Raw genomic sequence first — 20776 nt, forward strand, 5'->3', positions numbered from 1 at the left:
CATGACCTCTCGCTCCTTACTCCCGCTTGCTCTCGCGGGGGCCATCGCCATGGGCGGAATCACGCTCGTGGCGGGACCTGCCGATGCGGCCAGGCCCGAGCGGACGGTGCCCGTCCGCCTGTTGACGATCAACGACCTCCACGGCAACCTGGAGCCCCCGACAGGATCCAGCAGCCGCATCCTCGACCCCAACGGTCCGCTGGTCGACGCCGACGGCAGGCTGACCGGCATCGTCGGCGGCAAGTACTCGATCGCGGGCGGCGCCGCCTACCTGGCCACGCACCTCAAGCAGCGCACCGACGCCAACACCATGCTGGTGGCCGCCGGTGACCTCATCGGCGCCTCTCCGCTGATCTCGGCCGCCTACCACGACGAGCCGACGCTCCAGGTGCTCGGCCAGATGGGGCTGAAGGCCTCGGCCGTGGGCAACCACGAGTTCGACGAGGGCTACGACGAGCTCCAGCGCCTTATGGACGGCGGCTGCCACCCCGTCGACGGCTGCTCCAAGGACGGCGAGTGGCAGGGCACCGACTTCGACTTCCTCGGCGCCAACGTGCTGAAGGAGAAGAACGACAAGTACGCGCTCCCGCCGTACTTCATCAAGAAGATCAACGGCGTCAAGGTCGGCTTCATCGGGCTGGTGACCGCCACCACCCCGACCATCGTCACCTCCCAGGGCATCCAGGGCCTGAAGTTCACCGAGGAGGTCGCCGCGGCCAACAAGGTGTCGAAGATGCTGGCGCGGCGCGGCGTCAAGGCCCAGGTCGTGCTGGTCCACGAGGGTGACCAGGTCACCCCGAGCCAGGACCCGAGCGCCTGCTCGGTCACCCCGGGCAACGGCTCGAGGATCGCCGGCGGTCTCGACCCGCAGGTCGACCTGGTCATCAGCGGTCACTCGCACCAGGCCTACATCTGCAAGACCAACGACCCCGCGGGCCAGCCGCGCTACTACACGCAGGGCTCCTCCTTCGGCAGGGTGGTCACGCAGATCGACTTCCAGGTCGACCGGCGGACCAAGGACGTGGTGCGGTCCTCGGTCGTGGCGGGCAACCACGTCGTCACCCGTGACGTCCCCGAGGACGTGCCGGTCCGCGACCTGGTGGACAAGTGGCGGCGCTACAGCGCCGACATCGCGAACAAGCAGGTCGGCAAGATCACCGAAGAGATCGGCACCCGCGCCGCCGCCTCGGGGGAGATGCCGCTCGGCAACCTGATCGCCGACAGCCAGCTCGAGGCGACCAGGACCGGTGGCAACGCGCAGATCGCGTTCATGAACCCGGGCGGCGTGCGCGCGCCCCTCACCTACGCGGGCTCGTCCGCCGGCGAGGGCGACGGCGTCGTGACGTACGGCGAGGCGTTCACCGTCCAGCCGTTCAACAACCTCACCCAGGTGATCACGCTGACCGGCGCGCAGCTCAAGACCGTTCTCGAGCAGCAGTTCGTCGGTGGCCCCAACAACCAGGCGTTCACCAAGATCCTGCAGCCGTCGTCGAACTTCACCTACACCTACAGCAGGAGCGCTCCCTGGGGCTCCAAGGTGTCGGGCATGAAGATCGACGGGGTCGCGGTCACCGACACCCAGTCGATCCGCGTGGCGGTGAACAACTTCCTCGTCGGCGGCGGTGACGCCTTCGCCGAGCTGAAGAACGGCACCGACCTGTGGAGCGGCCCGCTGGACATCGACGCGTTCGTCGACTACCTGGGCAAGCACAGCCCCGTCGCGCCGCCCGCGACCAACCGCATCACCGTCGTCGACTGACCTGGACGGCAGAGGCCCGCGATCAATGCGGTTGCGGGCCTTCACCAGGCACTGGTCCACTTTCGACATGCTTACCGGAACGCGCGTCCGACTGCACCGCATCACGCTCTGGGTGGCCGACGCGAACACCGGCGCCCGGCGGGTCTATGAGAAGGTCGGCTTCGTCGAGGAGGGGCGGGCGCGCGAGTCCTTCCGCCGTGACGGCAAGTGGCACGACATGATCCTCACGGGCCTTTTGGAGGGCGAACTACAGGAGCCATAATCCGCCAAATGTCGCGATTTATGGATTTCTGCGCTGCCGGCCGGGCGGCGTTGCTCGAGGGACGGGCCACCTTCGACCGTCCTCCCGTCGAGGGGGCCACGCGCTGGGGCGCGGCGGCCGTGCTGCGGCCCGAGGGCGAGGTGCTCGACCGGCTGGCTGAGCTGGCCGCCGAGGCGGGGCCGGTGGTGGGCGCGGGGCACTGGGTGCACGACAGGGCGGCGCTGCACCTGACGCTGCGCTCGCTGGAGCCGTACCGGCAGGTGGTTCGGGAGCGGGGCGACTACGGGGCGGCGCTGGCGGCGGCGGCCGAGGGGCTGCCGCCGGTGAGGGTCGAGCTGCGCGGGGTGGCAGCGCACCGGGGCGGGATGCTGGTGTGGGGAGCCCCCGCCGACGTCACGCTGGTGACCCTGCAGAAGCGCTTCGCCCACGAGCTGGGGGCGGCGAGCGCGTTCGAGAGCTGGGAGCGCGACATCTGGTACGTCAGCGTGGTCCACTTCGCGGCCCCCGTGGCGGCGCCCGAGGAGATCGTCGCCTGGTGCGGCGAGCGGGTGGGCCTGCGGGTCGGGCTCGCGGAGCTCACGCGCGCCGAGATCGTCCAGTTCGCCCACACCGGCGCGGGCATGCGGCTGGTGCCGCTGGAAGGCGTCACCCTGGGATAGAACGGACCGTCAGACGTGCACGTGGTTCTCGGCCTCGGCGCTGCCGCGGTCGGGCACGAAGCGGTAGCCGACGTTGCGGACGGTCCCGATCAGCGACTCGTACTCGGGGCCGAGCTTGGCGCGCAGCCGCCGCACGTGCACGTCGACGGTGCGGGTGCCGCCGAAGTAGTCGTAGCCCCAGACCTCCTGCAGCAGCTGGGCGCGGGTGAAGACCCTGCCCGGGTGCTGGGCGAGGTACTTCAGCAGCTCGAACTCCTTGAACGTCAGGTCGAGGGCGCGACCGCGCAGCCTGGCGGTGTAGGTGGCCTCGTCGATGGCCAGGTCGCCGCTGCGGATCTCGTCGGGGACCTCGTCGGCGGACGCCAGGGACAGCCGGCCGGTGGCCATGCGCAGGCGGGCCTCCACCTCGGCGGGGCCCGCGCTGTCGAGCAGGACGTCGTCGACGCCCCACTCGGCGGTCATGCCCGCGAGACCGCCCTCGGTGACGATCACCAGCAGCGGGCAGTCGATGCCAGTGGTCCTGATCAGCCTGCACAGGCTCTTGGCCTGGACCAGCTCGCGGCGGGCGTCGACCAGCACGGCGTCGGCGGGTGGCGCGTCGATCAGGGCCGAGGCCTCGGCGGGCGCGACGCGGACGGAGTGCAGCAGCAGCCCCAGCGCAGGCAGCACCTCGGCGGACGGCTCGAGGGCGTTGGTCAGCAGGAGCAGGTTGCTCATTTCGACTCCTCTGTTCGGGGCGTCCGCGTTTGCCGTACGTGGTGTGCCGTACAAACACGTGTGGGACCCGGGGGCTACGTCGCCCGGATCCCGCTGTAGGTGAGGATAACCCACGTGAATGAAGCGCCCAGGTCGCGTCCACCTGGTGAACAGGCGTTCACACGAAACATTTTCGTTAACGAACCCGCACAATGGAACGGGATCGATTGTGAGGTGGCTATGTCTACTGGAAAAGTTCGCTATTGGGCCGCGGCCAAGGAGGCGGCCGGTGTGGCGGAGGAGATCTTCGAGGCCGACACGCTGGGCGATCTCATGACCAAAATCACAGCTGATCGTGACGAGCTCGCGCGGGTGGTGCGCCGGTCGTCTTTCCTCGTGAACGGAGATCCGGTCGGCAAGCGGGAGCATTCGGCGGTGAGCCTGCCGGAAGGGGCGGTCGTGGAGATCCTTCCGCCCTTTGCCGGAGGATAAGGTAGCGCCAGGCATTCCCCCTGAAGGAGCCCGATGCGCAAGCTGATCATTTTCCTGATCGTGCTGATCGTCCTTCTCGTAGCCGTGGACCGGGTGGCCGTCGCAGGGGTCCAGCGCGACATCGCCACCAGGATCGCCGCCGCCTCCGACCTCTCGGGCACTCCCACCGTCACCATCGAGGGCATCCCCTTCCTCACCCAGGCCATCGCGGGCCGCTACCCGGAGGTCCGCTTCGACCTCGGCACCCTGACCTACAACACCGTCAAGGTGGAGAACCTGCGCGGCGCCGCCTACGACGTGACCGCCCCGCTGGCCGACGTCATCCAGAACCGCGCCCAGATCACCGCGGGGAAGGTGACCGTCCAGGGGACGGTCTCCAGGTCGACCGTGGACAAGTTCGCGCCGCGCGGAGTGAAGATCGGCGGCACCGGCGGCCGGCTCACCGCCTCCGGCGACGTCAACCTGGGCGTGACGAAGGTGAAGTTCACCGCCGAGATGCGGGTCGAGGTGGTCGACGGCGGCATCAAGCTGACCGCCGACAAGGTCAACGGGATCCCCTCCACCTCCGCGGGCTTCCTGACCTACACGATCCCGTTCAAGGGCAAGCTCCCGTTCGACGTCAAGGTGACGGGCGTGAAGACCGTCCCGGCCGGGCTGGAGATCACCGCCGAGGCAAGTGACGTACCTCTCCGTGGCTGACTTCGAACCGAACAGGCCCGCCGTACGTGATGAGGGGGTGAGCCCAGCGGACACCGCCGACGAGGAACTCGTCAGGACCCTCTTCGACGAGCACGCGGGGCCGCTCTACGGTTACGTACTGCGACTGACCGGGGACCCTGGCCGAGCGGAGGATGTCGTGCAGGAGACGCTGCTGCGGGCATGGCGCCATCCCGAGGCGATCTCCGGACGGCCGATCAGGGCGTGGCTGTTCACAGTGGCCCGCAACCTCGTCGTCGACCAGCACCGCGCGCGCAAGGCGAGGCCGCAGGAGGCGGGCGACGAGGCGCTGGCGGTCATTCCCGCCGACGACGAGCTGGAGAAGGCGGTGGAGTCGTGGGCGGTCGCGGAGGCGCTGGCCGCGCTGCGCCCCGAGCACCGCGAGGTGCTGCTGGAGGTCTACTACCGGGGGCAATCGGTGAAGGAGGCGTCGGCGACGCTCGGCATCCCTGCCGGCACCGTCAAGTCACGCACCTACTACGCGCTGCGGGCGCTGAAGCTCGCCCTGGAAGAGCGGGGGCTGGCGCCGTGAACTGCGAGGAGGTACGGCTGTCGCTGGGCGCCTACACGCTGGGCGCGCTCGACGCCGAGGAGGCGCAGGATGTCGAGGTCCACCTGGCCTCGTGCATGGAGTGCACCGACGAGCTGATGGAGCTCGAAGGGCTGCCCGTGTTCCTGTCGAAGGTGTCGGAGAAGGACGTGGAGCTGGTCGCGAGCCCTCCTCGTGAGGTGCTCGACCGGCTGCTGAACGACCGGGTCAAGCGGCATCGGCGCGGACGCCTGCTGCTGGTCGCGGCGGCCTCGGTCGCGGCGCTCGCGGTGGGCGGCACGGTGTGGACCACGCTCCTGGACCGCACGCAGCAGCCGACGGCGGCGACCGCGCAGAACGACCCTGCTCCGGCGGAGCGAGCCCCCGCGGAGCAACCGGCGCAGAAGCAGGACCGGAGCGACGCCGCGCAGCTGGACCAGCCCGACGCGACGAAGGCGTCTCCGTCGGCCTCGGCCGATCTCAGGAAGGCCGAGCCGGGGCGGGCCTTCACCGGGGAGGCGGACCCGGTCAAGGCCACCGTGACGGTGTCGCCGGGCATGCCGCTGCAGGTTCAGCTCGAAGGCGTGCCGCCGGGCACGAAGTGCAGGCTCGTCGTGGTGAGCAAGAACGGCGTCAAGGAGACGTCCGAGCCGTGGACCGTCCAGGCCGCGCACTACGAGGCGGGCGCGGAGGTCTTCTCCGTGGAGAGCCGCACGCCGCCGGAGTCCATCCGCTCCTTCGAGATCAGGGACGCCGAGGACAACGTCCTGGTCAGGGTCCGGGCGAAGTAGGGGAAGAATCCCGCCGCCCGCTCGGTTGCACCTGGCGATGACAGGCTGGTGGGTGGTGCTGGCGACGCTGGCGCTCGGCACGGTGATCGGGGTGGTCAAGCTGCGCCGCGACGGAAGGCTGCGCGAGGCGCGGCAGAGCCTGACGGCTCAGGCGCTGGGCCACGAGCTGGGTGAGCGGGCGACGCTCGTGCAGTTCTCCACCGCGTTCTGCCAGCCCTGCAGGGCGACGCGCCGGGTGCTCGCCGACGTGACCGCGCTGGTGCCGGGCGTACGGCACGTCGAGATCGACGCCGAGTCCCGGCTCGACCTGGTGCGCGAGTTCGACATCATGCGCACACCGACCGTCTTCGTCCTGGACGGCGCGGGAAACGTCGTGAAAAGGGCATCGGGGCAGCCCAGGAAGGCCGACGTGATCGCGGCGCTCGGTGGCGTCCTGTCTCACAGGCCGGACGAGAAGTGACAGAAGGCGAGACGACAGGTAGTGTCGTCGCCATGAACCCCACGACAGAGCTGCTGACGAAGCGGCGCGCGGTTGATTTCTGCCGCGTGTCCACCGCGCTCTGTCGCGCTGCCTGAGGACGGTCTCGCGCGGACATTCCGGTCCGCCCCCATCCGACCCTTCAGGAGCATCCCACGATGCGTGCCGACCCTAGAGTGCTGCGCCTCGGCGCGGCCGTCACCACCCTGGTCCTCGCTCTCGTCCTGGTGACGGAGAGCGGCTGGCTGCTGGCCGTCCAGGCGGTGGTGTTCGCCGCCGGTGTGGCGGGTCGCTCGCCGTACAAGGTGTTCTTCAGGAGTCCGCCGACGAAGACGGAAGACGCCCGCCCGCCGCGGTTCGCGCAGGCGGTGGGGCTTTCCTTCGCGGTCGCGGGGCTGATCGGTTTCATCGCGGGGATCACGCCGCTCGCCCTCGGGGCGACGGCCGCGGCTCTCCTCGCCGCCTTCCTCAACGCAGCCTTCGGATTCTGCCTCGGCTGCGAGATGTACCTGATGATTCGCCGTCTACTGCCCGCTGCCAACATGGAGGTTCCGCAATGAGCCGCTCCGCCGCCCTGGTGGATGCCGACTGGGTCGAGGCCAACCTCGACACGCCCGGTGTCGTGCTCGTCGAGGTCGACGAGGACACCAGCGCCTACGCCAAGGGCCACATCCGCAACGCCGTCAGGATCGACTGGAAGGCCGACCTGCAGGACCCCGTCCGCCGCGACTTCGTGGACAAGGCGGGCTTCGAGGCCCTGCTGTCCGAGCGCGGCATCTCCAACGACGACCTGGTGGTCCTGTACGGCGGCAACAACAACTGGTTCGCCGCCTACGCCTACTGGTACTTCAAGCTCTACGGCCACACCAACGTGAAGCTGCTCGACGGCGGCCGCAAGAAGTGGGAGCTCGACTCCCGCGAACTGGTGACCGACGTTCAGTCCCGCCCCGCGACGACCTACACCGCGAAGGAGCAGGACACCTCGATCCGCGCCTTCCGCGACGAGGCCGTCAACGCGATCGGCAAGCTCAACCTGGTGGACGTGCGCTCGCCCGACGAGTTCACCGGGAAGCTGCTGGCCCCGGCCCACCTGCCGCAGGAGCAGGCGCAGCGCGCGGGGCACATTCCCACCGCTCGCAACATCCCGTGGTCCAAGGCGGCCAACGACGACGGCACCTTCAAGTCCGACGACGAGCTCAAGGAGCTCTACGCCGGCGCCGGCGTCGACTTCGGCAAGGACACCATCGCCTACTGCCGCATCGGCGAGCGGTCCGCGCACACGTGGTTCGTGCTGCACGAGATCCTCGACCAGGCCAATGTGAAGAACTACGACGGTTCGTGGACCGAGTACGGCTCGCTCGTGGGCGTGCCGATCGAGCTGGGGGAGGCCCGCTAATGACTGTTTCGACTCAGGGTTGCGCCGCTCCGGAGCAGACTGTCGCGCTGCCCGCCGGAATCGACCTCTCCACCCAGTCCGTGATCCAGGGTGTGGTGACCGGCGCGGGCACCGCCTACGCCCGCCTGCTCGACCACTCGGGCGAGTTCACCGGCGAGGTCGTGGTGTCCGACGAGGGCATCTTCCGCTTCTTCGCCGCCCCGGGTGACTGGACCGTCCGCATCATCGCGGGCGGCGGCGTCACCAGGGATGTTCCCGTGCAGGCCAAGCTGGGCGAGGTCGCCCAGCTGTCCGTCACGGTCTGATCGCTCCAGACACCGGGAAGGGGGTCGCGTCCACCAGGACGCGACCCCCTTCTGGCGTTCCCGCGTCGGTCTGCAACGATTCGGCGGGCGCCGGTGTTGAAGAGAACGTGAACCAACTCGACTGCCTGGACCCGGTCAGGAAGGCGCTGCTCGACGACCTCGACGCGGGGTTCGCCGAGTTGTACGGCGCCTACCGCGGCCTGGCGTTCTCGACCGCGCTACGGCTCAGCGGCCGGTGGGCGGACGCCGAGGACCTGACGGCGGAGGCGTTCCTCCGCGCCTACCGGGCGTTGGCGGGTTACGATCGCGCGCGCATCGCCGCGCTGCAGCCGCGCCCCTGGCTGATGACGATCCTCATGAACGTGTGGCGCAACTGCGTCCGCAGCCGCGTCCGCCACCCGCCGCCCGACCTGATGGAAGAGCCGGTGGACTCCATGGACACCGGCGAGGGTGTGGAGGCGGCGGCCGAGCGGCGCGAGACCGGCGGCGAGCTGGCCGAGCTGCTGAGCCTGCTGCCCGAGGACCAGCGCGCCGCGGTGGTGCTCAGGCATGTCATCGACCTGCCGGTCAGCGAGGTGGCCACGGTGCTCGGTCTCCCGCAGGGCACGGTGAAGTCGCACGTGTCGCGGGGCCTCAAGCGTCTGAGGGAGATGACCCGATGAACCAGGATCCGTTGCTCTCCGGGCTCGCCGGCCTGGTGGCCGACGCCCCCGAGGGACTGCTCGACAGGATCGCCGCCCGCTGGGTGCGCGTGGAGGGACCGCTGGGCGAGGTGTCCGTGGCCGCCACCGACCAGGGCGTGGCCTTCCTGCGCCACTATGACGACCCCGCCGCGGCTGACGGGTTCGCCGCGGAGTTCAGGGCCCGCTTCGGCAGGCCGCTGCTGCCCGGCGACCGCCCGCCCGCGGGCCTGATGCCCGCGCTGCGCAAGGGGAAGGCCGCGGGGCTGCGGCTCGACCTGCGAGAGCTGAGCGACTTCCAGCGTGACGTGCTGACCGCCACGCAGCGCATCCCGCGCGGCGAGGTGCGGCCCTACGCCTGGATCGCCCGTCAGATCGGCAGGCCGGGGGCCGTGCGCGCGGTCGGCACCGCCCTGGCCCGCAACCCCGTCCCGCTGCTCGTCCCCTGTCACCGGGTCGTCAGGTCGGACGGCGCGGCGGGCGACTACGTCTTCGGCGCCGCGGCCAAGGAGCGGCTGCTCAGGCAGGAGGGCGTGGACCTCGACGGGCTGCGCGAGCTGGCGGAGGCGAACGTCTTCTACCTGGCCAGCGACACCACCGGCATCGTGTGCTTCCCCACCTGCCACAACGCCAGGCGCATCACGCCCAGGCACCGGCACGGCTTCCGCAGCGTCGCGCAGGCGGAGTCCGCGGGCTACCGCGCCTGCCGTACGTGCAGGCCGGGGGAGGTGGCGGCGTGAGCGCCGAGCCCACCGCAGCGCTGACCGCCGAGCTGACCGCCGAGCTGACCACGGTGGTGCGGCTGGCGAGCCAGCACCATCCGCTCCTGGTGAACGTCGGCCACGGGCGGTCGGCGGCCTCGCTGGAGCGGGCGCGCTCCTTCGTCGAGACGTGGGAGGCCAGGGGCGGGCAGGTCGGAGAAGTGGTGTCGTGGCCGACGGAGGCGGCGTCGTGGCTGCGGCCCGCCTGCCGGATGGTCACGGGACATCCCGACCTCTGGGTGGTGGCCGACGAGCCGGAGGGCTGGACGGGCATGGGACGGCGGCTGGTGGCGACGGGCGTGTGGCGGCCCTGCAGGACCATCGCGTTCGCGGGGCTGGCCGTGCCCGAGCTGCCCGCCCTGGCGGGGGAGGAGGCCACGGAGGGCCTGCGCGGCGCGCTGGCCGACGGAAGGCTGTGGCTGGTCAGCGAGGGTCAGCTGGTGGCGGGATAGCGGATGAGCAGCGAGGCGAGCACCTCCTCGGCGCCGACGGCCGCGTAGCCGTGCGGGACGTCCGAGCGCCAGGTGAGGTAGCCGCCCGGCCCGGCCACCAGGGGTGAGTCGAGCGGGCCCGCGCGGAGCGTGCCGGTGAAGACCGTGATGTGCTCGGTCACGCCCTCGTGGTGCGCGGGCGAGGTCTGGGTGGCGCCCGGCGGCACGCGCATGCGGTAGAGCTCGTAGGTGACGCCCTCGTCCTCGAACACCTCCAGCAGGGAGGCGACCACCGCCTCGCCGCGCATCACCACCGGCTCGGTCGTGGCGCCGAGAACGGCCGCTATGGGCACGCCGAGCTGCGCGGTGATCGCCCACAGGGTGTCGAGGGTCGGGTTGCGGGTGCCCGTCTCGACGCCCGACAGCGTCGCCTTGCCCACTCCCGCGCGCCGGGCCAGCTCCGACAGCGAGAGGCCGCGCTCCTCGCGCATCCGGCGCAGCCTCGCGCCGACCTCACGCAGGTCCCCGTCGATCGCGCTCATGAGGGACATCCTGCCGGATCTGTTAGTGTTCCGTATATGGAACAGACACGCCCGATCGTCGCCGGTGTGGTGACCGCCTTGGTGGGCTTCGCCAGCTCGTTCACCGTGGTCCTCGCCGGGCTGCGCGGGGTCGGGGCCGACGACCTTCAGGCGGCCTCAGGGCTGCTGGTGCTGTGTGTCGCGGTCGGCGTCGTCTCCATCACGCTCGGGCTCCGTTACCGGATGCCCATCGCCATCGCCTGGTCGACTCCGGGTGCGGCGCTGCTGATGACCGCCGGAGGGTCGTTCGCCGAGGCGGTCGGCGCTTTCGTGGTGTGCGGGCTGCTCATCATGGCCGCGGGGCTGGTGCCGTGGCTCGGCCGAGCCATCGCGGCGATCCCGGGGCCCATCGCGGCGGCGATGCTCGCCGGTGTCCTGCTCAAGCTCTGTCTCGCGCCGGTGCACGCCATGCTCGACGTGCCGTACCTCGCCGGTCCCGTGATCCTGGTCTGGGCGCTGCTCTTCCGGTTCGCCCGCACGTGGGCGGTGCCCGGCGCGCTGCTGACCGCGATCGTGGCCATCGCGCTGACCTCGCGGCCGGCCGACCTGGACGTCACGCCGGTGATCGAGCTCACCGTGCCGGTCTTCACCGTTCCCTCGATCGTCGGGATCGCGGTGCCGCTGTTCCTGGTCACCATGGCCGCCCAGAACGTGCCCGGCATGGCCGTCCTGTCCGGCTACGGCTTCCGCCCGCCGCTGCGCGGCGTTCTCCTGACGACGGGAGCGGCCAGCGCGCTGGGCGCGCCCTTCGGCGGGCACGCGATCAACCTGGCCGCCATCACCGCGGCGCTGGCCGCCTCACCGGAGGCCTCGCCCGACCCCTCCCGCCGCTGGATCGCCTCCGTCACCGCGGGAGTCTCCATGATCGGGCTCGGGCTCTGCTCCAGCGCGGCGGCCGCCCTCGTGCTCCTGTCGCCGCCCGTCCTGGTGGAGGCGGTCGCCGGGCTCGCGCTCTTCGGCGCGCTCGGCGCCGCCCTGTCGTCGGCCTTCACGCGGGCCGACGGCAGGGAGGGCGCCGTCGTCACCTTCGTCGTGACCGCCTCGGGGGTCACCTGGGCAGGCGTCGGCTCGGCGTTCTGGGGCCTGGTCGCCGGCGGCCTCATGCACCTGCTGGTACGGCCGGCTCAGCCGGCCAGCTTGCGCTCCACCCTGCCGACCGACTCCGCGTAGTCGGGGTCGGCGTGCATCGCGGCGGCCATGCGCAGCTGCGGCAGGGCCTCGGTCAGCAGGCTCGACCGCTCCAGCGTCCTGCCGAGCAGGAAGCGGGCGTAGTGGTCGCTGGGGTCCCGCTCGAGCAGCGCCGTCAGCGCCTCCCTCGCCCTGCCCAGCTGGGCAGAGTGGTAGTAGGCGCGGGCGGCGAGCTCCTGCAGGCCGTGGTCGTCGCCGTGCTCCTCGAGCAGCGGCTCCAGCATCATCAGGGCGCCGAGCGGGTCCTTCATCCCGAGGAGGCGCTCGGCGAAGCGGTAGCGCTCGATCTCGTTCACGGGTTGTTTGAACACTCAACTACTGGTTCGCATTCCCGGTGTTAACCGTGTAACGCTACGATTCACCAGATGTCAGGATCGACTGGTGTGGCGACACCGCCCCGACCTGCGCCGACACCGGCCCAGCGGATGCCGTCGCCGTTCTCGCTGCCCGTGCACGCTCTACGCCTCGCGGGCAAGTGCGCGCTGCCCTTGATCATGTGGTTCTCGGTGGGCGAGGCCGCCAGATTCGGCCTGCTCTACCTGGGCACCGAGATCTCCCATGGCGACTACCGCCAGGCCCGCCTCGTCGCGACCATCGCGGTGATGACGCTCGTCGTCATGCTCGCCATGGCGATCACCGCGGGCATGCTCCACAGCCTGCGTGGCGCGCTCTGGGAGACCGCCGCGCGAGGGGGTGAGAGCGAGCGGTTCTGGGTGGCGCTCGACAGGATCGCGCCCGCGTTCGCCGCGATCTACCTGACGTGGAACTTCGTCCGGCGCGACGCCCAGGCCTTCATCCAGCTCGACTGGCTGCACAACCAGGACGAGAACTTCTACAAGCCGATCCTGGCCGCGGCGGCGGAAGGCAAGAAGGCCGAGACCACGGCCGGCATGGGCCTCGCCGACCTCGACTGGCGCGTGTCGCTGGCCTCGATGCTGGTGGCGATGGGGCTCAGGTGGTTCTTCAACCGCATGGTCGAGCGCGGCGAGGGCAAAGCCGCGGGCGTGGCGTCCGCGCTGTCGGAGTTCGCGCTCTTCTTCTTCGGCCTGAACGCCACCCTGACCCTCGCCTCGCTGCGCGCCGACTGGGTCGGGAACCGGCAGGTGGTCGCCGAGTCGGGCGAGCTGTGGCAGCAGGCCAGGGAGAACGTGCCGGGCTGGGAGGCCTTCTGGGCCGCGGTCGGCGAGGTGCGTCCCTACCTGGTGGACGCGCTGATCGTGCCGCTCACCTGGCTGACCATCGCGATCCTCGTCTTCGGCGCCTTCAGCGAGGAGGCCCGTACGGCGGTGCGCGGCGTTCGCCGCCTCGAAGCGGGCGTCGACCGGCTGGAGCAGTCGCACGACCTCACCCAGCGCTCCTTCAACCGCGTCACGGGCAGCTTCGTGGAGCGGTGGGTCCCGCTGGTCAACACCTTCAGGCTGGTCGTCAAGGGCGGCGCTCCGCTCTTCGGGCTGATGTGCCTGCTCTACGTGTCCCTGCGCCTCGGCGCCGACTACGCCGACAGGGGCGTGCGCACGCTCATCGGCTCCGAGACGCCGTACTGGTGGCTCGTCATCGGTCAGCCGGTCTCCTTCGTCAAGGACCTGCTGGTGACCACGCTGACGATGTGCCTGCTGGCCGCGACGTTCGACATCGCGGCCACCAGGGCGAGGCTCACCGGCCAGGCCGTCAGCGACGGAACCTGAGAACGTCGTCGTTGTCGTCCTCGGTGGACTTCATCAGGTCCTCGATCGGCGTGTCCGAGCGGTAGGAGCTGGGGCGCAGCTCCAGCTCCACCTCCTTGGCCACGGCCGAGGGGACGACCGCGACCTTCGTCGTCACGTAGCTCTCACCCACGACGTGATCGCTCGGCGCGGTGTCCTCCAGGGTCTCCAACTGCCACGCCCGGCCCGCGCGGTCCTTCAGCCGCACCTCGGGCTGGCCGGTCAGCTGGGCGCCGTCCTTGTCCTCGGCGGTCCTCGTGATGGCGATCTTGAGCCACTGCTTGTCCGGCGTGTTGTGCCTGCTGCCCTGGGGCGCGGGCATGGTCCCGTAGGTCACCTTCCACGTGACGTGCTCGAAGGTGATGCCCTGCCCCGCCGCGACCAGGTGGACCCGATCCTTCGGCTGGCCGCCCTGGTACAGGAGGTACCGGTCGTAGGTGGGCGCGCCGATGGCCACGGCGAGCGCCACGATCGCGCCGACGCCCTGCAGCAGCAGGCGCGGGCGTCTTGGCGGCTGGGCCGCCGCCTCCCGCGCGGGCGGCCCTGTGGGCGGCCCTGTGGGCGGCTCAGTGGGCGGGCCGGGCGGCGCGGGCGGGCCTGACGGGTGGGGCTGCCTGCGCGGCAGGGGGCCCGCGCTCGGTACGGCGGGCAGCGGCTGCGTGGAACTGCCGGCGGGCTCGCGCGTCGGCGCCACCGGCGGCCACACCTGGTGATCGGGCGGGACGGGGCGGTGCTGCAGTGGCGGCGGGGGCTGGGGCGGCTGCTGGGGACGTTGCCCCGAGGCGGGGGAGAACCAGTCGGTCATCGCTTGTCCCCCAGCTGGTAGACGTCCTCGGGCGCGGTGAAGAGCCGCCGGGCCTCCGTGTCGTCCAGCCCGAGGTCCACCTCGACCTCGGGCGGGAGCGGCTCGCCGTACAGCATGTTGGTGGGGATGGAGAAGACCGCACGGGCACCGGGAAGGGCGGCGGCGGGCACCTCGAACACGAAGGGGCCCGATATCCACCAGCCGGGCTGGATCCACGGGTTGGCGAGCGTCTTGGTCTTCTCGATCCTGTCGGTGGCCGCGAAGCGCTGGCCGTCGCCGGTGAGCAGCTCCGCGGGCAGCAGGTGCAGCGGCTCCTTGGGAACCGTCGCCGACGCCTGGACCACCAGGAAGACCTGGTCCTTGCCGGCCTCGATCGTCTTGTCCCCCGTGTCGATCGCCCTCGCCGAGGCGATCGAGTCGACTCTGGCGGAGAAGCGGCCCGCGTCGACGTCCTCCTTGACGGCGCCGACGTAGGTCAGCGGGGCCTGGAGGTCGCCGCCGCTGAGCATGAACGTCTGCACGCCGATGGCGCCGCCCGCCAGGGCCAGGCCCACCACGGCGTTCAGCACCTTCGAGCCGCCGCCGTTGCGCGGCGCCCTGCGCGACTGGCGTGGCGGCGCGGCCCTGCGCTGCTCGGTGGCGGTCATGCGCCTTCCCCCTGCTTCACCGGGATGGTGATCTGACCCAGGACGACGGGAACCTGCTTCTCGTCCTTCTCCTCGTTGGCCGTCACCCAGCCGCTGGCCGGAGTGAAGTCGCCCTTCAGGTACTCACGCTTGCCAACGTCGATCGTGACCTTCTCCGGCGGCTTCACGCCCGCCTCCAGCTCGTATCGGACCAGGACCTTCGTCGGAATCCCCGGCTGCAGCTGCCGGCTCGGTCCGCTCTGGGTGGGCACGATCGAGATCACGCCGGACTTCGGCTTGATCTCAGGAGTGATCTTCAGCAGCGTGGAGGCGAAGGCCGAACCGCTGTCGGCGGTCTCCTCGCCGGTGTTCGTCACCTTCACTTCCAGCTCCAGGAAGCGCTTGGGGTCGCCGAACGTGGTGTCGGGCTTCACGACGGTCACCCTGCCCTCCACGAACTGGGTCTTGAACTGGCCCTGGTCGATCTCGGCTGCCACCTTGAGCGCGGGCGGGTTCGGGTCGGGGGCATCGTTCAGGCCGCCGAGGAGGGCGGTGATGCCGATCCCCGTGGCCAGGACCAAACCCACCGCGGGCACCAGAACCGGGCGTGGTGGTCTGTTGTCGCCAGAGGAGGGTTCCGTCATGGGCAACGATGGTAATAGGTCACAGTTGCACCATCCGCCGCAATGCTCCCATCTGCTGAGTGAATTGCCGGGAACCCTGCCGGAACCGGCGGTGTAACTCGTAGGCTTGGGCACTACTAACGAGATAGGGCGGCCGGAGGGTCACGTGGCGGACGTGCATCCCGAGCAGGCGCAGCTGCAGGCGGATCGCATCTACCTGGGCTGGCAGTACGTCCTGCTGCACCCAGATCCGGGGCCGCCGCCCAAACGTCCCTCGCCCTTCGTGGAACCCCAGCGGGAGAGCAAGCCCGATCCCGAGCTCGTGCGCAGGGAGCGGATGCAGGAGGACCTGCTCAACCGGCCCGTGAAGATCTTCAGGACGTTCATGGCGGTGCTCGCCGTGGTCATCCTGGGGGCCGCCGTCGCGGGCGTGCTCAAGTGGTCGTTCGCGATCATCGGCCTTGTCGCGGCCGGAGGCGTCGCCGCCATCTGCAGCTACGCCGTCCTGCAGGGCGACAGGGCGGTCCGCTACCGCGTGCAGGAACAGCAGGCCAGGGACGATCGCGTCCGGCAGGAACGTGACAAGGAGCTGTTCAGGGCGCAGGAGGAGCACGCCGAGCGCTACCGCGCGTGGCAGGAGCTCAAGGACCGCCACGACAGGCAGCTGACCTGGTACGCGGTCGCCGTACCCGATGCGATCGACCGGGTCGACGTCGCGGGCGGCACGCTGCCCGGCTGGTCGGCGCTGGTGACGCTGCTCGGCGCGACCCGCCTCTACAGCGGAGGGCACCTCACCGTGCTCGACCTGTCGGAGGGGGCCATCGCCAAAGACCTGATCGAGCTGGCCCGCAGGGGCGGCGACGAGCCGCTGGTGTGGGTGCTGCCCGTCGACCTGCCGAAGCTCGACCTCGGGGCGACGCTCAAGCCCGAGGCCTTCGCCGACGTCCTGGCGCACGTGGTGAGCGTCAGCGAGGAGCACCGCACCACCCGCGACCTCAGCTTCGACAACGCGATCCTCGAGCGGGTGCTCGACGTGCTGGGGGAGAACGCCACGATCGCCCAGGTGACGGCCGCGCTGCGGGCGCTGGCGCAGGTGGGCGACCCGCGCGATGACCTCAAGTACGGGCTCATCACCGCCGAGCAGCTGGAGCGCATCGGCACCATGTTCGGCCGCGGGGTCAGCGACAGGGTGGTCATCGAGCGGGCGTGGGCGCTCGAGTCACAGCTGCGCAAGCTCGAGACCCTGGGCACCGAGGCCGTACGGCTGCCGCCCGCCCGCCTGCGGGTGGTGAGCATGGACCGGCAGGCAGGCGTGTTCGGCAACCGCGTGCTCGGCACGTACGTGGCCACGGCGCTCACCCACATCCTGCGCCAGTCGCCCGCCTCCGACCGGCCCTGGTACCACACGATCATCGTCGCGGGCGCGGACAAGCTGCGCGGCGACGTGCTCGACCGGCTGATGGACGCCTGCGAGACGTCGAGGACCGGCCTGGTGCTCACCTACAGGTCGCTGACGCCGACCGTGCGCGAGCGGCTGGGCCGAGGGCACGCCGCCGTGGCGTTCATGCGGCTCGGCAACGCCGAGGACGCGAGGGTGGCCAGCGAGCACGTCGGCACCGAGCACCGCCTCGAACTCGCCCAGCTCACCGAGACGATCAGCGCCTCCGTGGCCGGGCTCAACGGAACCCCCTACACCTCCACGATCGACCAGGTCGAGGAGGGCGTCGAGGAGCGCGGCGACAGCAGCACCGATCTCAAGGAGGACATCACCGAGTCCACCGAGTGGGGCAGGACCGCCGACAAGATCGGCGAGAAGGAGCGGGTCCTGCAGCGCTCGCGCGAGTTCCTCGTCGAGCCGCACCAGCTCCAGCAGCTGCCCACCACCTCGGTGATCGTCACGGACGCCACCGCCGACGGCCGGAGAGTACGGCTGGCCGACGCCAATCCCGCAATCCTCACCTTCCCCAGGACCACGCTGGGCGAGCTGGAGCAGGTCCGTGAGGCGGTGCTCGGCATGGACGAGCCCGCCGACTCCGAGGAACCGCCGCCCAACCTCGGACCGCCCCCTCCCCGCCTCGACTGGCGCAAGAAGGGGTAAGGAGATGGCCAAATCCGGGATGACGGCTTGATCAGTGGCGGACTTTCTCAGGAGGAACGTGCGTCTCCTCCGACGCTCGCGCGCGTTTCTCGTGAGAGCTCCCAGGAGGTAAAGACGTGCTGATTGGTCCGTGGTACCGCATCCAGTCGATCGCCGCGCCCGCCCGCGCCTCGTCGGGGGAATGGGACTTCGTCACCGTGCTGCCCGCCGTCCTGTCCGCCGCGCAGCGCGGACGGCCCTTCGCGATCGGGTGGGTGTCGCGCGGCGGCGGCGCGCCCCTCGAGCTGATCACCAACGCGGGGCCGATGCGGGGGGCGCTGCTGTTCCCCAGCGGCGCCAGGGGCGAGCGGCTGGCCGACGACTACCTGACCGACCTCGGCGACCTCGTGTGGGTGCCGTGCCCTGGACGGCAGGCCCCGCCGCTGAACGACCGCCGCGAAAGCCCGCCCTCCGAGCCCACCCTGTTCGAGTCGACGCTGGTCACGCTGATGTCGCGGCCGTTCGCCTGGCTGGTGGTGGCCGAACCCACCGACCTGCTCGAAGCCGAGGTGGCGCACCTGCGCACCCAGCTCAACGTCCTCAGGCAGTACGGCGACGCCTCCGAGCGCTCCAGGTTCGACGCCGAGCGGGCCGAACGCCGCATGCAGGAACTCGACGCCTTCCGCGAGGCGGGGCTGTGGAACGTGCGGGTGCTGGCGGGCGCCGCCACCCCGGAGGACCTGCGGCAGATCGCGCCCGTGCTGGTCGGCTCGGTCGAGCTGAGCCACCACCCCTACCGGCTGCGTACCGCGCTGCCCGCCGCGTGCGAGCTGACCGAGGCGCTGGGCGCGACCATGCAGGACCCGGGCGACGGCGCGGCGGTGCCCTTCGCCGCGACCGCGGGCGCGCTGGCCGCGCTGGCGGGCCTGCCCAGACGCGAGGTGCCCGGCGTGCGGGTGCTCGACCCCGGCTTCTTCGACGTGACGTCGGAGGCCACCGGCGAGCTGGCCCTCGGCGCCATCCTCGACGGCCAGGACCGGGCCGTCGGCTCGTTCGGGGTGCCGCTCGCCACGCTCAACAGGCACGCGTTCGTCACCGGGGCGACCGGCTCCGGCAAGTCGCAGACCGTCAGGCACCTGCTCGAGCAGCTCAGCGCCGCGAAGATCCCCTGGCTGGCCATCGAGCCCGCCAAGTCGGAGTACGCCGCCATGGCGGGACGCGTCGCCGAGCCGGTCACCGTGATCAACCCGTCCGCTCCCGACGCCGTGCCGTTCAGCGTGAACCCGCTCGAACCCGAGCCCGGCTACCCCGTGCAGGCGCACATCGACATGGTCAGGGCGCTGTTCATGGCCGCCTTCGACGCCGAGGAGCCGTTCCCGCAGATCATGTCGATGGCGCTGCAGCGCGTCTACGAGGCCAACGGGTGGGACGTCGTCACCGGCGGCGCGGTGCCGGGTTCCAAGGTGCCGCCCTCGGTGCCGACGCTGGAGCAGCTCCAGCACCACGCCATGGACGTCATCCAGGAGATCGGCTACGGGCGCGAGGTCCAGGCCGACGTCGAGGGCTTCATCTCGCTGCGCCTGCGCTCGCTGCGGGTCGGCTCGGCCGGGCGCTTCTTCGAGGGCGGCCACCCTGCCGACATCGGCGGCCTGCTCCAGCGCAACGTCGTGCTGGCCATCGAGGACGTGGCCAACGACGAGGACAAGGCGTTCCTCATGGGCACGCTGATCATCCGTATCGTCGAGCACCTGCGGATGCGGGCGCGCGGCGAGCGGGCCGGCGGGCTGCGGCACGTGATCGTCATCGAGGAGGCGCACCGGCTGCTGCGCGACCGCGGCTCGGGGCGCGCCGCCACCCACGCCGTCGAACTGCTGGCCGGGATGCTCGCCGAGATCAGGGCATACGGCTCGGGCCTGGTCGTGGCCGAGCAGATCCCCACCAAGCTGATCTCCGACGTGGTGAAGAACACGGCACTGAAGGTCGTCCACCGGCTGCCGGCCGCCGACGACAGGGCGCTGGTCGGCGCGGCCATGAACCTCAACGACGAGCAGTCACGCCAGGTCGTCTCGCTCCAGCCGGGGGTCGCCGCCGTCTTCGCCGACGGGATGGACCGGCCCCTGCGCATCCAGGTGCCGCTCGGCGAGGACAGGGAGAAGGCGATCGCCGGGCCGCCGCCGCCCATCAGGGGCAGGCGCTCGGCGGCGTGCGGGGCGCAGTGCCGTACGGGCCAGGCCTGCACGCTGGTGGAGCTGCGCGAGGCCGACCTGCTGGCCGACGACCCCGCATGGGCGTGGCTGCGCATCTGGTGCGACACGGTCGTGCTCGCCTACGTCAGCAACCGGCCGCTGCCCGGTGTGCCGCGCCACCTGGCCGGCGCGTGGTCCGAGCTGCCCTCGCGACGCAGGGAGTGCCTGCTGGCCACGCTCATCGAACGCGCGGTCACCAGGCGGGCCTGGGCGCTGCGCAGCTGGTTCGATCCCGCGCTGCTGACCGAGCAGGCCGCCGCTTCGGCACTGCGCCTGCTCGACGCGGTGGAGGCGGGCGGCGAACGTCCGGGGCCCTCGTGGGTCATCCCGCAGGTGCGGTGGCTGCACGAGGTCGACAGGCTCTTCCCGTACGGCAGGCCCGCGCCCGACCTGCGCAGTCCCGCGCCGCCGATGGAGTACGCGCTGTTCGGCGGCGCCCTCGACACCACCGACCTGCTCGGGCACCGGGCCAGGGCGCTCCGCCACCACCCGCTGTCGATGGAGATGGACCACAACAGGGCGCTTGCCTGGCGGGTCATCCTGGGCGACGACGAGAACGCGGGCGTCCAGCGCGACATCGGCACGGTGGCCGTCGGGATCGAGCAGTCGGCCAGGATCAGGCACGTCGGGCAGACGATGGGGGCGGGCTGGCTGGAAGGGGTGCTGTCATGGCCGCGCCGCTTCGTCCTGCCCTTCGACGGAGACGGCCCCGCCGAGATCGCGTTCGCCGACCAGGGGTAGTGCCCACGGGGTGCGAGAGGGCCCTCGGGGTCGGTCCTCCTCGCGCTCCGGGCCCTCCTCCCGTGCGGTGGGTTCTCGGGCCTCCGCGGCTCTCGGTTCCTCGGGTTCGGTCGGGTTTCGTCCCTCCCGCCCTGGTTCTCTCCCTCGTTCTCGGGGCGATCTTCTGGGTTCTGGGTGGTTCGTTCTCGAGAACCCGCGCAGGCGTTGCCGTCGGGGCGGGTGGCGGCCCG

The 20776-nt window shown here is 71.0% G+C and carries 24 protein-coding genes; 18 read left to right on the forward strand and 6 right to left on the reverse strand.

Features of this window, described 5'->3' with window-relative positions; all coding sequences use genetic code 11:
* Nucleotide 1: 1 nt before the first annotated feature.
* The 3 genes from H4W81_RS39330 to H4W81_RS39340 all read left to right on the forward strand — a co-directional run bounded on the left by H4W81_RS39330 (nucleotide 2) and on the right by H4W81_RS39340 (nucleotide 2680).
* Nucleotides 2-1759 carry a bifunctional metallophosphatase/5'-nucleotidase gene (locus tag H4W81_RS39330; RefSeq protein ID WP_192779436.1) on the forward strand — a complete coding sequence of 586 codons (1758 nt, stop codon included), beginning with the start codon at nucleotides 2-4 and terminating at the stop codon, nucleotides 1757-1759.
* 67 nt (nucleotides 1760-1826) lie between these two features.
* Nucleotides 1827-2021, forward strand: a complete 195-nt coding sequence (locus H4W81_RS39335; RefSeq protein WP_192779437.1) for a GNAT family N-acetyltransferase — start codon at nucleotides 1827-1829, stop codon at nucleotides 2019-2021.
* Nucleotides 2022-2029: 8 nt separating this feature from the next.
* Nucleotides 2030-2680: a hypothetical protein gene (locus H4W81_RS39340; protein WP_192779438.1), complete on the forward strand. Its 651-nt coding sequence runs from the start codon at nucleotides 2030-2032 to the stop codon at nucleotides 2678-2680.
* A gap of 9 nt (nucleotides 2681-2689) precedes the next feature.
* Here H4W81_RS39340 and H4W81_RS39345 read toward each other — a convergent pair whose 3' ends face one another.
* Nucleotides 2690-3397: a response regulator transcription factor gene (locus tag H4W81_RS39345; protein WP_192779439.1), complete on the reverse strand. Its 708-nt coding sequence runs from the start codon at nucleotides 3395-3397 to the stop codon at nucleotides 2690-2692.
* Between the two features lie 114 nt (nucleotides 3398-3511).
* Here H4W81_RS39345 and H4W81_RS39350 point away from each other — a divergent pair, with 114 nt between their 5' ends.
* The 11 genes from H4W81_RS39350 (at nucleotide 3512) to H4W81_RS39400 (ending at nucleotide 9977) form a co-directional block, all read left to right on the forward strand.
* Nucleotides 3512-3868: a MoaD/ThiS family protein gene (locus tag H4W81_RS39350; protein WP_318782333.1), complete on the forward strand. Its 357-nt coding sequence runs from the start codon at nucleotides 3512-3514 to the stop codon at nucleotides 3866-3868.
* Nucleotides 3869-3901: 33 nt separating this feature from the next.
* Nucleotides 3902-4567, forward strand: a complete 666-nt coding sequence (locus H4W81_RS39355; protein WP_192779440.1) for an LmeA family phospholipid-binding protein — start codon at nucleotides 3902-3904, stop codon at nucleotides 4565-4567.
* Between the two features lie 37 nt (nucleotides 4568-4604).
* A complete protein-coding gene (locus H4W81_RS39360) occupies nucleotides 4605-5117 on the forward strand; it encodes a sigma-70 family RNA polymerase sigma factor (protein WP_192779441.1) in 513 nt (170 codons plus the stop codon).
* Nucleotides 5114-5905: an anti-sigma factor family protein gene (locus tag H4W81_RS39365; protein ID WP_192779442.1), complete on the forward strand. Its 792-nt coding sequence runs from the start codon at nucleotides 5114-5116 to the stop codon at nucleotides 5903-5905. The genes H4W81_RS39360 and H4W81_RS39365 overlap by 4 nt, the downstream gene beginning before the upstream one ends.
* A gap of 37 nt (nucleotides 5906-5942) precedes the next feature.
* Nucleotides 5943-6365 carry a TlpA family protein disulfide reductase gene (locus tag H4W81_RS39370; protein ID WP_192779443.1) on the forward strand — a complete coding sequence of 141 codons (423 nt, stop codon included), beginning with the start codon at nucleotides 5943-5945 and terminating at the stop codon, nucleotides 6363-6365.
* A gap of 176 nt (nucleotides 6366-6541) precedes the next feature.
* Entirely contained in the window at nucleotides 6542-6943 is a 402-nt protein-coding gene (locus H4W81_RS39375; RefSeq protein ID WP_192779444.1) for a DUF4395 domain-containing protein, read from the forward strand.
* Nucleotides 6940-7779, forward strand: coding sequence for a sulfurtransferase (locus H4W81_RS39380; RefSeq protein ID WP_192779445.1), 840 nt, complete (start codon nucleotides 6940-6942; stop codon nucleotides 7777-7779). Before H4W81_RS39375 ends, H4W81_RS39380 begins: the two co-directional genes overlap by 4 nt.
* Entirely contained in the window at nucleotides 7779-8084 is a 306-nt protein-coding gene (locus H4W81_RS39385) for a DUF1416 domain-containing protein (protein WP_192779446.1), read from the forward strand. The genes H4W81_RS39380 and H4W81_RS39385 overlap by 1 nt, the downstream gene beginning before the upstream one ends.
* A 107-nt stretch (nucleotides 8085-8191) precedes the next feature.
* Nucleotides 8192-8746: an RNA polymerase sigma factor gene (locus tag H4W81_RS39390; RefSeq protein ID WP_318782336.1), complete on the forward strand. Its 555-nt coding sequence runs from the start codon at nucleotides 8192-8194 to the stop codon at nucleotides 8744-8746.
* Entirely contained in the window at nucleotides 8743-9504 is a 762-nt protein-coding gene (locus H4W81_RS39395) for a methylated-DNA--[protein]-cysteine S-methyltransferase (RefSeq protein ID WP_192779447.1), read from the forward strand. The genes H4W81_RS39390 and H4W81_RS39395 overlap by 4 nt, the downstream gene beginning before the upstream one ends.
* Entirely contained in the window at nucleotides 9501-9977 is a 477-nt protein-coding gene (locus H4W81_RS39400; protein WP_318782337.1) for a type 1 periplasmic-binding domain-containing protein, read from the forward strand. Before H4W81_RS39395 ends, H4W81_RS39400 begins: the two co-directional genes overlap by 4 nt.
* On the opposite strand, the gene H4W81_RS39405 is transcribed toward H4W81_RS39400, so the two are convergent.
* Nucleotides 9959-10498, reverse strand: coding sequence for a helix-turn-helix domain-containing protein (locus H4W81_RS39405; RefSeq protein ID WP_225959006.1), 540 nt, complete (start codon nucleotides 10496-10498; stop codon nucleotides 9959-9961). The two genes, H4W81_RS39400 and H4W81_RS39405, sit on opposite strands and share 19 nt — an antisense overlap.
* A gap of 36 nt (nucleotides 10499-10534) precedes the next feature.
* Here H4W81_RS39405 and H4W81_RS39410 point away from each other — a divergent pair, with 36 nt between their 5' ends.
* A complete protein-coding gene (locus tag H4W81_RS39410) occupies nucleotides 10535-11707 on the forward strand; it encodes a benzoate/H(+) symporter BenE family transporter (RefSeq protein WP_192779449.1) in 1173 nt (390 codons plus the stop codon).
* On the opposite strand, the gene H4W81_RS39415 is transcribed toward H4W81_RS39410, so the two are convergent.
* A complete protein-coding gene (locus H4W81_RS39415) occupies nucleotides 11662-12021 on the reverse strand; it encodes a tetratricopeptide repeat protein (RefSeq protein ID WP_318782338.1) in 360 nt (119 codons plus the stop codon). The two genes, H4W81_RS39410 and H4W81_RS39415, sit on opposite strands and share 46 nt — an antisense overlap.
* Before the next feature lie 69 nt (nucleotides 12022-12090).
* Between H4W81_RS39415 and H4W81_RS39420 the strand changes: the two genes are divergently transcribed.
* On the forward strand, nucleotides 12091-13410 hold the full coding sequence (locus H4W81_RS39420) for a hypothetical protein (protein WP_192779450.1): 1320 nt from the start codon (nucleotides 12091-12093) through the stop codon (nucleotides 13408-13410).
* Here the strand turns inward: H4W81_RS39420 and H4W81_RS39425 are convergent.
* The 3 genes from H4W81_RS39425 to H4W81_RS39435 are packed head-to-tail and all read right to left on the reverse strand — an operon-like array spanning nucleotide 13394 to nucleotide 15503.
* Nucleotides 13394-14233 carry a hypothetical protein gene (locus H4W81_RS39425; RefSeq protein WP_192779451.1) on the reverse strand — a complete coding sequence of 280 codons (840 nt, stop codon included), beginning with the start codon at nucleotides 14231-14233 and terminating at the stop codon, nucleotides 13394-13396. The genes H4W81_RS39420 and H4W81_RS39425 overlap by 17 nt on opposite strands.
* Nucleotides 14230-14880, reverse strand: a complete 651-nt coding sequence (locus H4W81_RS39430; protein WP_192779452.1) for a hypothetical protein — start codon at nucleotides 14878-14880, stop codon at nucleotides 14230-14232. The genes H4W81_RS39425 and H4W81_RS39430 overlap by 4 nt, the downstream gene beginning before the upstream one ends.
* Nucleotides 14877-15503 (reverse strand): hypothetical protein, encoded by a 627-nt coding sequence (locus H4W81_RS39435; RefSeq protein ID WP_192779453.1) that lies wholly within the window; start codon nucleotides 15501-15503, stop codon nucleotides 14877-14879. The genes H4W81_RS39430 and H4W81_RS39435 overlap by 4 nt, the downstream gene beginning before the upstream one ends.
* Before the next feature lie 145 nt (nucleotides 15504-15648).
* On the opposite strand from H4W81_RS39435, the gene H4W81_RS39440 reads away from it, so the two are divergent.
* Together H4W81_RS39440 and H4W81_RS39445 are read left to right on the forward strand one after the other, a co-directional pair.
* Nucleotides 15649-17580 carry a hypothetical protein gene (locus tag H4W81_RS39440; protein ID WP_192779454.1) on the forward strand — a complete coding sequence of 644 codons (1932 nt, stop codon included), beginning with the start codon at nucleotides 15649-15651 and terminating at the stop codon, nucleotides 17578-17580.
* A gap of 116 nt (nucleotides 17581-17696) precedes the next feature.
* Nucleotides 17697-20546, forward strand: a complete 2850-nt coding sequence (locus tag H4W81_RS39445) for an ATP-binding protein (RefSeq protein WP_318782339.1) — start codon at nucleotides 17697-17699, stop codon at nucleotides 20544-20546.
* Nucleotides 20547-20776: the final 230 nt, after the last annotated feature.

It is taken from the genome of Nonomuraea africana (genome assembly GCF_014873535.1).
Classification (GTDB): domain Bacteria; phylum Actinomycetota; class Actinomycetes; order Streptosporangiales; family Streptosporangiaceae; genus Nonomuraea; species Nonomuraea africana.

Bases quoted from the DNA above. Each gene is read 5' to 3' on its own strand.
- H4W81_RS39330 (WP_192779436.1), top strand. From the start codon at position 2: ATGACCTCTCGCTCCTTACTCCCGCTTGCTCTCGCGGGGGCCATCGCC.
- H4W81_RS39335 (WP_192779437.1), top strand. From the start codon at position 1,827: ATGCTTACCGGAACGCGCGTCCGACTGCACCGCATCACGCTCTGGGTG.
- H4W81_RS39340 (WP_192779438.1), top strand. From the start codon at position 2,030: ATGTCGCGATTTATGGATTTCTGCGCTGCCGGCCGGGCGGCGTTGCTC.
- H4W81_RS39345 (WP_192779439.1), bottom strand. From the start codon at position 3,397: ATGAGCAACCTGCTCCTGCTGACCAACGCCCTCGAGCCGTCCGCCGAG.
- H4W81_RS39355 (WP_192779440.1), top strand. From the start codon at position 3,902: ATGCGCAAGCTGATCATTTTCCTGATCGTGCTGATCGTCCTTCTCGTA.
- H4W81_RS39370 (WP_192779443.1), top strand. From the start codon at position 5,943: ATGACAGGCTGGTGGGTGGTGCTGGCGACGCTGGCGCTCGGCACGGTG.
- H4W81_RS39375 (WP_192779444.1), top strand. From the start codon at position 6,542: ATGCGTGCCGACCCTAGAGTGCTGCGCCTCGGCGCGGCCGTCACCACC.
- H4W81_RS39380 (WP_192779445.1), top strand. From the start codon at position 6,940: ATGAGCCGCTCCGCCGCCCTGGTGGATGCCGACTGGGTCGAGGCCAAC.
- H4W81_RS39385 (WP_192779446.1), top strand. From the start codon at position 7,779: ATGACTGTTTCGACTCAGGGTTGCGCCGCTCCGGAGCAGACTGTCGCG.
- H4W81_RS39395 (WP_192779447.1), top strand. From the start codon at position 8,743: ATGAACCAGGATCCGTTGCTCTCCGGGCTCGCCGGCCTGGTGGCCGAC.
- H4W81_RS39405 (WP_225959006.1), bottom strand. From the start codon at position 10,498: ATGAGCGCGATCGACGGGGACCTGCGTGAGGTCGGCGCGAGGCTGCGC.
- H4W81_RS39410 (WP_192779449.1), top strand. From the start codon at position 10,535: ATGGAACAGACACGCCCGATCGTCGCCGGTGTGGTGACCGCCTTGGTG.
- H4W81_RS39420 (WP_192779450.1), top strand. From the start codon at position 12,091: ATGTCAGGATCGACTGGTGTGGCGACACCGCCCCGACCTGCGCCGACA.
- H4W81_RS39425 (WP_192779451.1), bottom strand. From the start codon at position 14,233: ATGACCGACTGGTTCTCCCCCGCCTCGGGGCAACGTCCCCAGCAGCCG.
- H4W81_RS39430 (WP_192779452.1), bottom strand. From the start codon at position 14,880: ATGACCGCCACCGAGCAGCGCAGGGCCGCGCCGCCACGCCAGTCGCGC.
- H4W81_RS39435 (WP_192779453.1), bottom strand. From the start codon at position 15,503: ATGACGGAACCCTCCTCTGGCGACAACAGACCACCACGCCCGGTTCTG.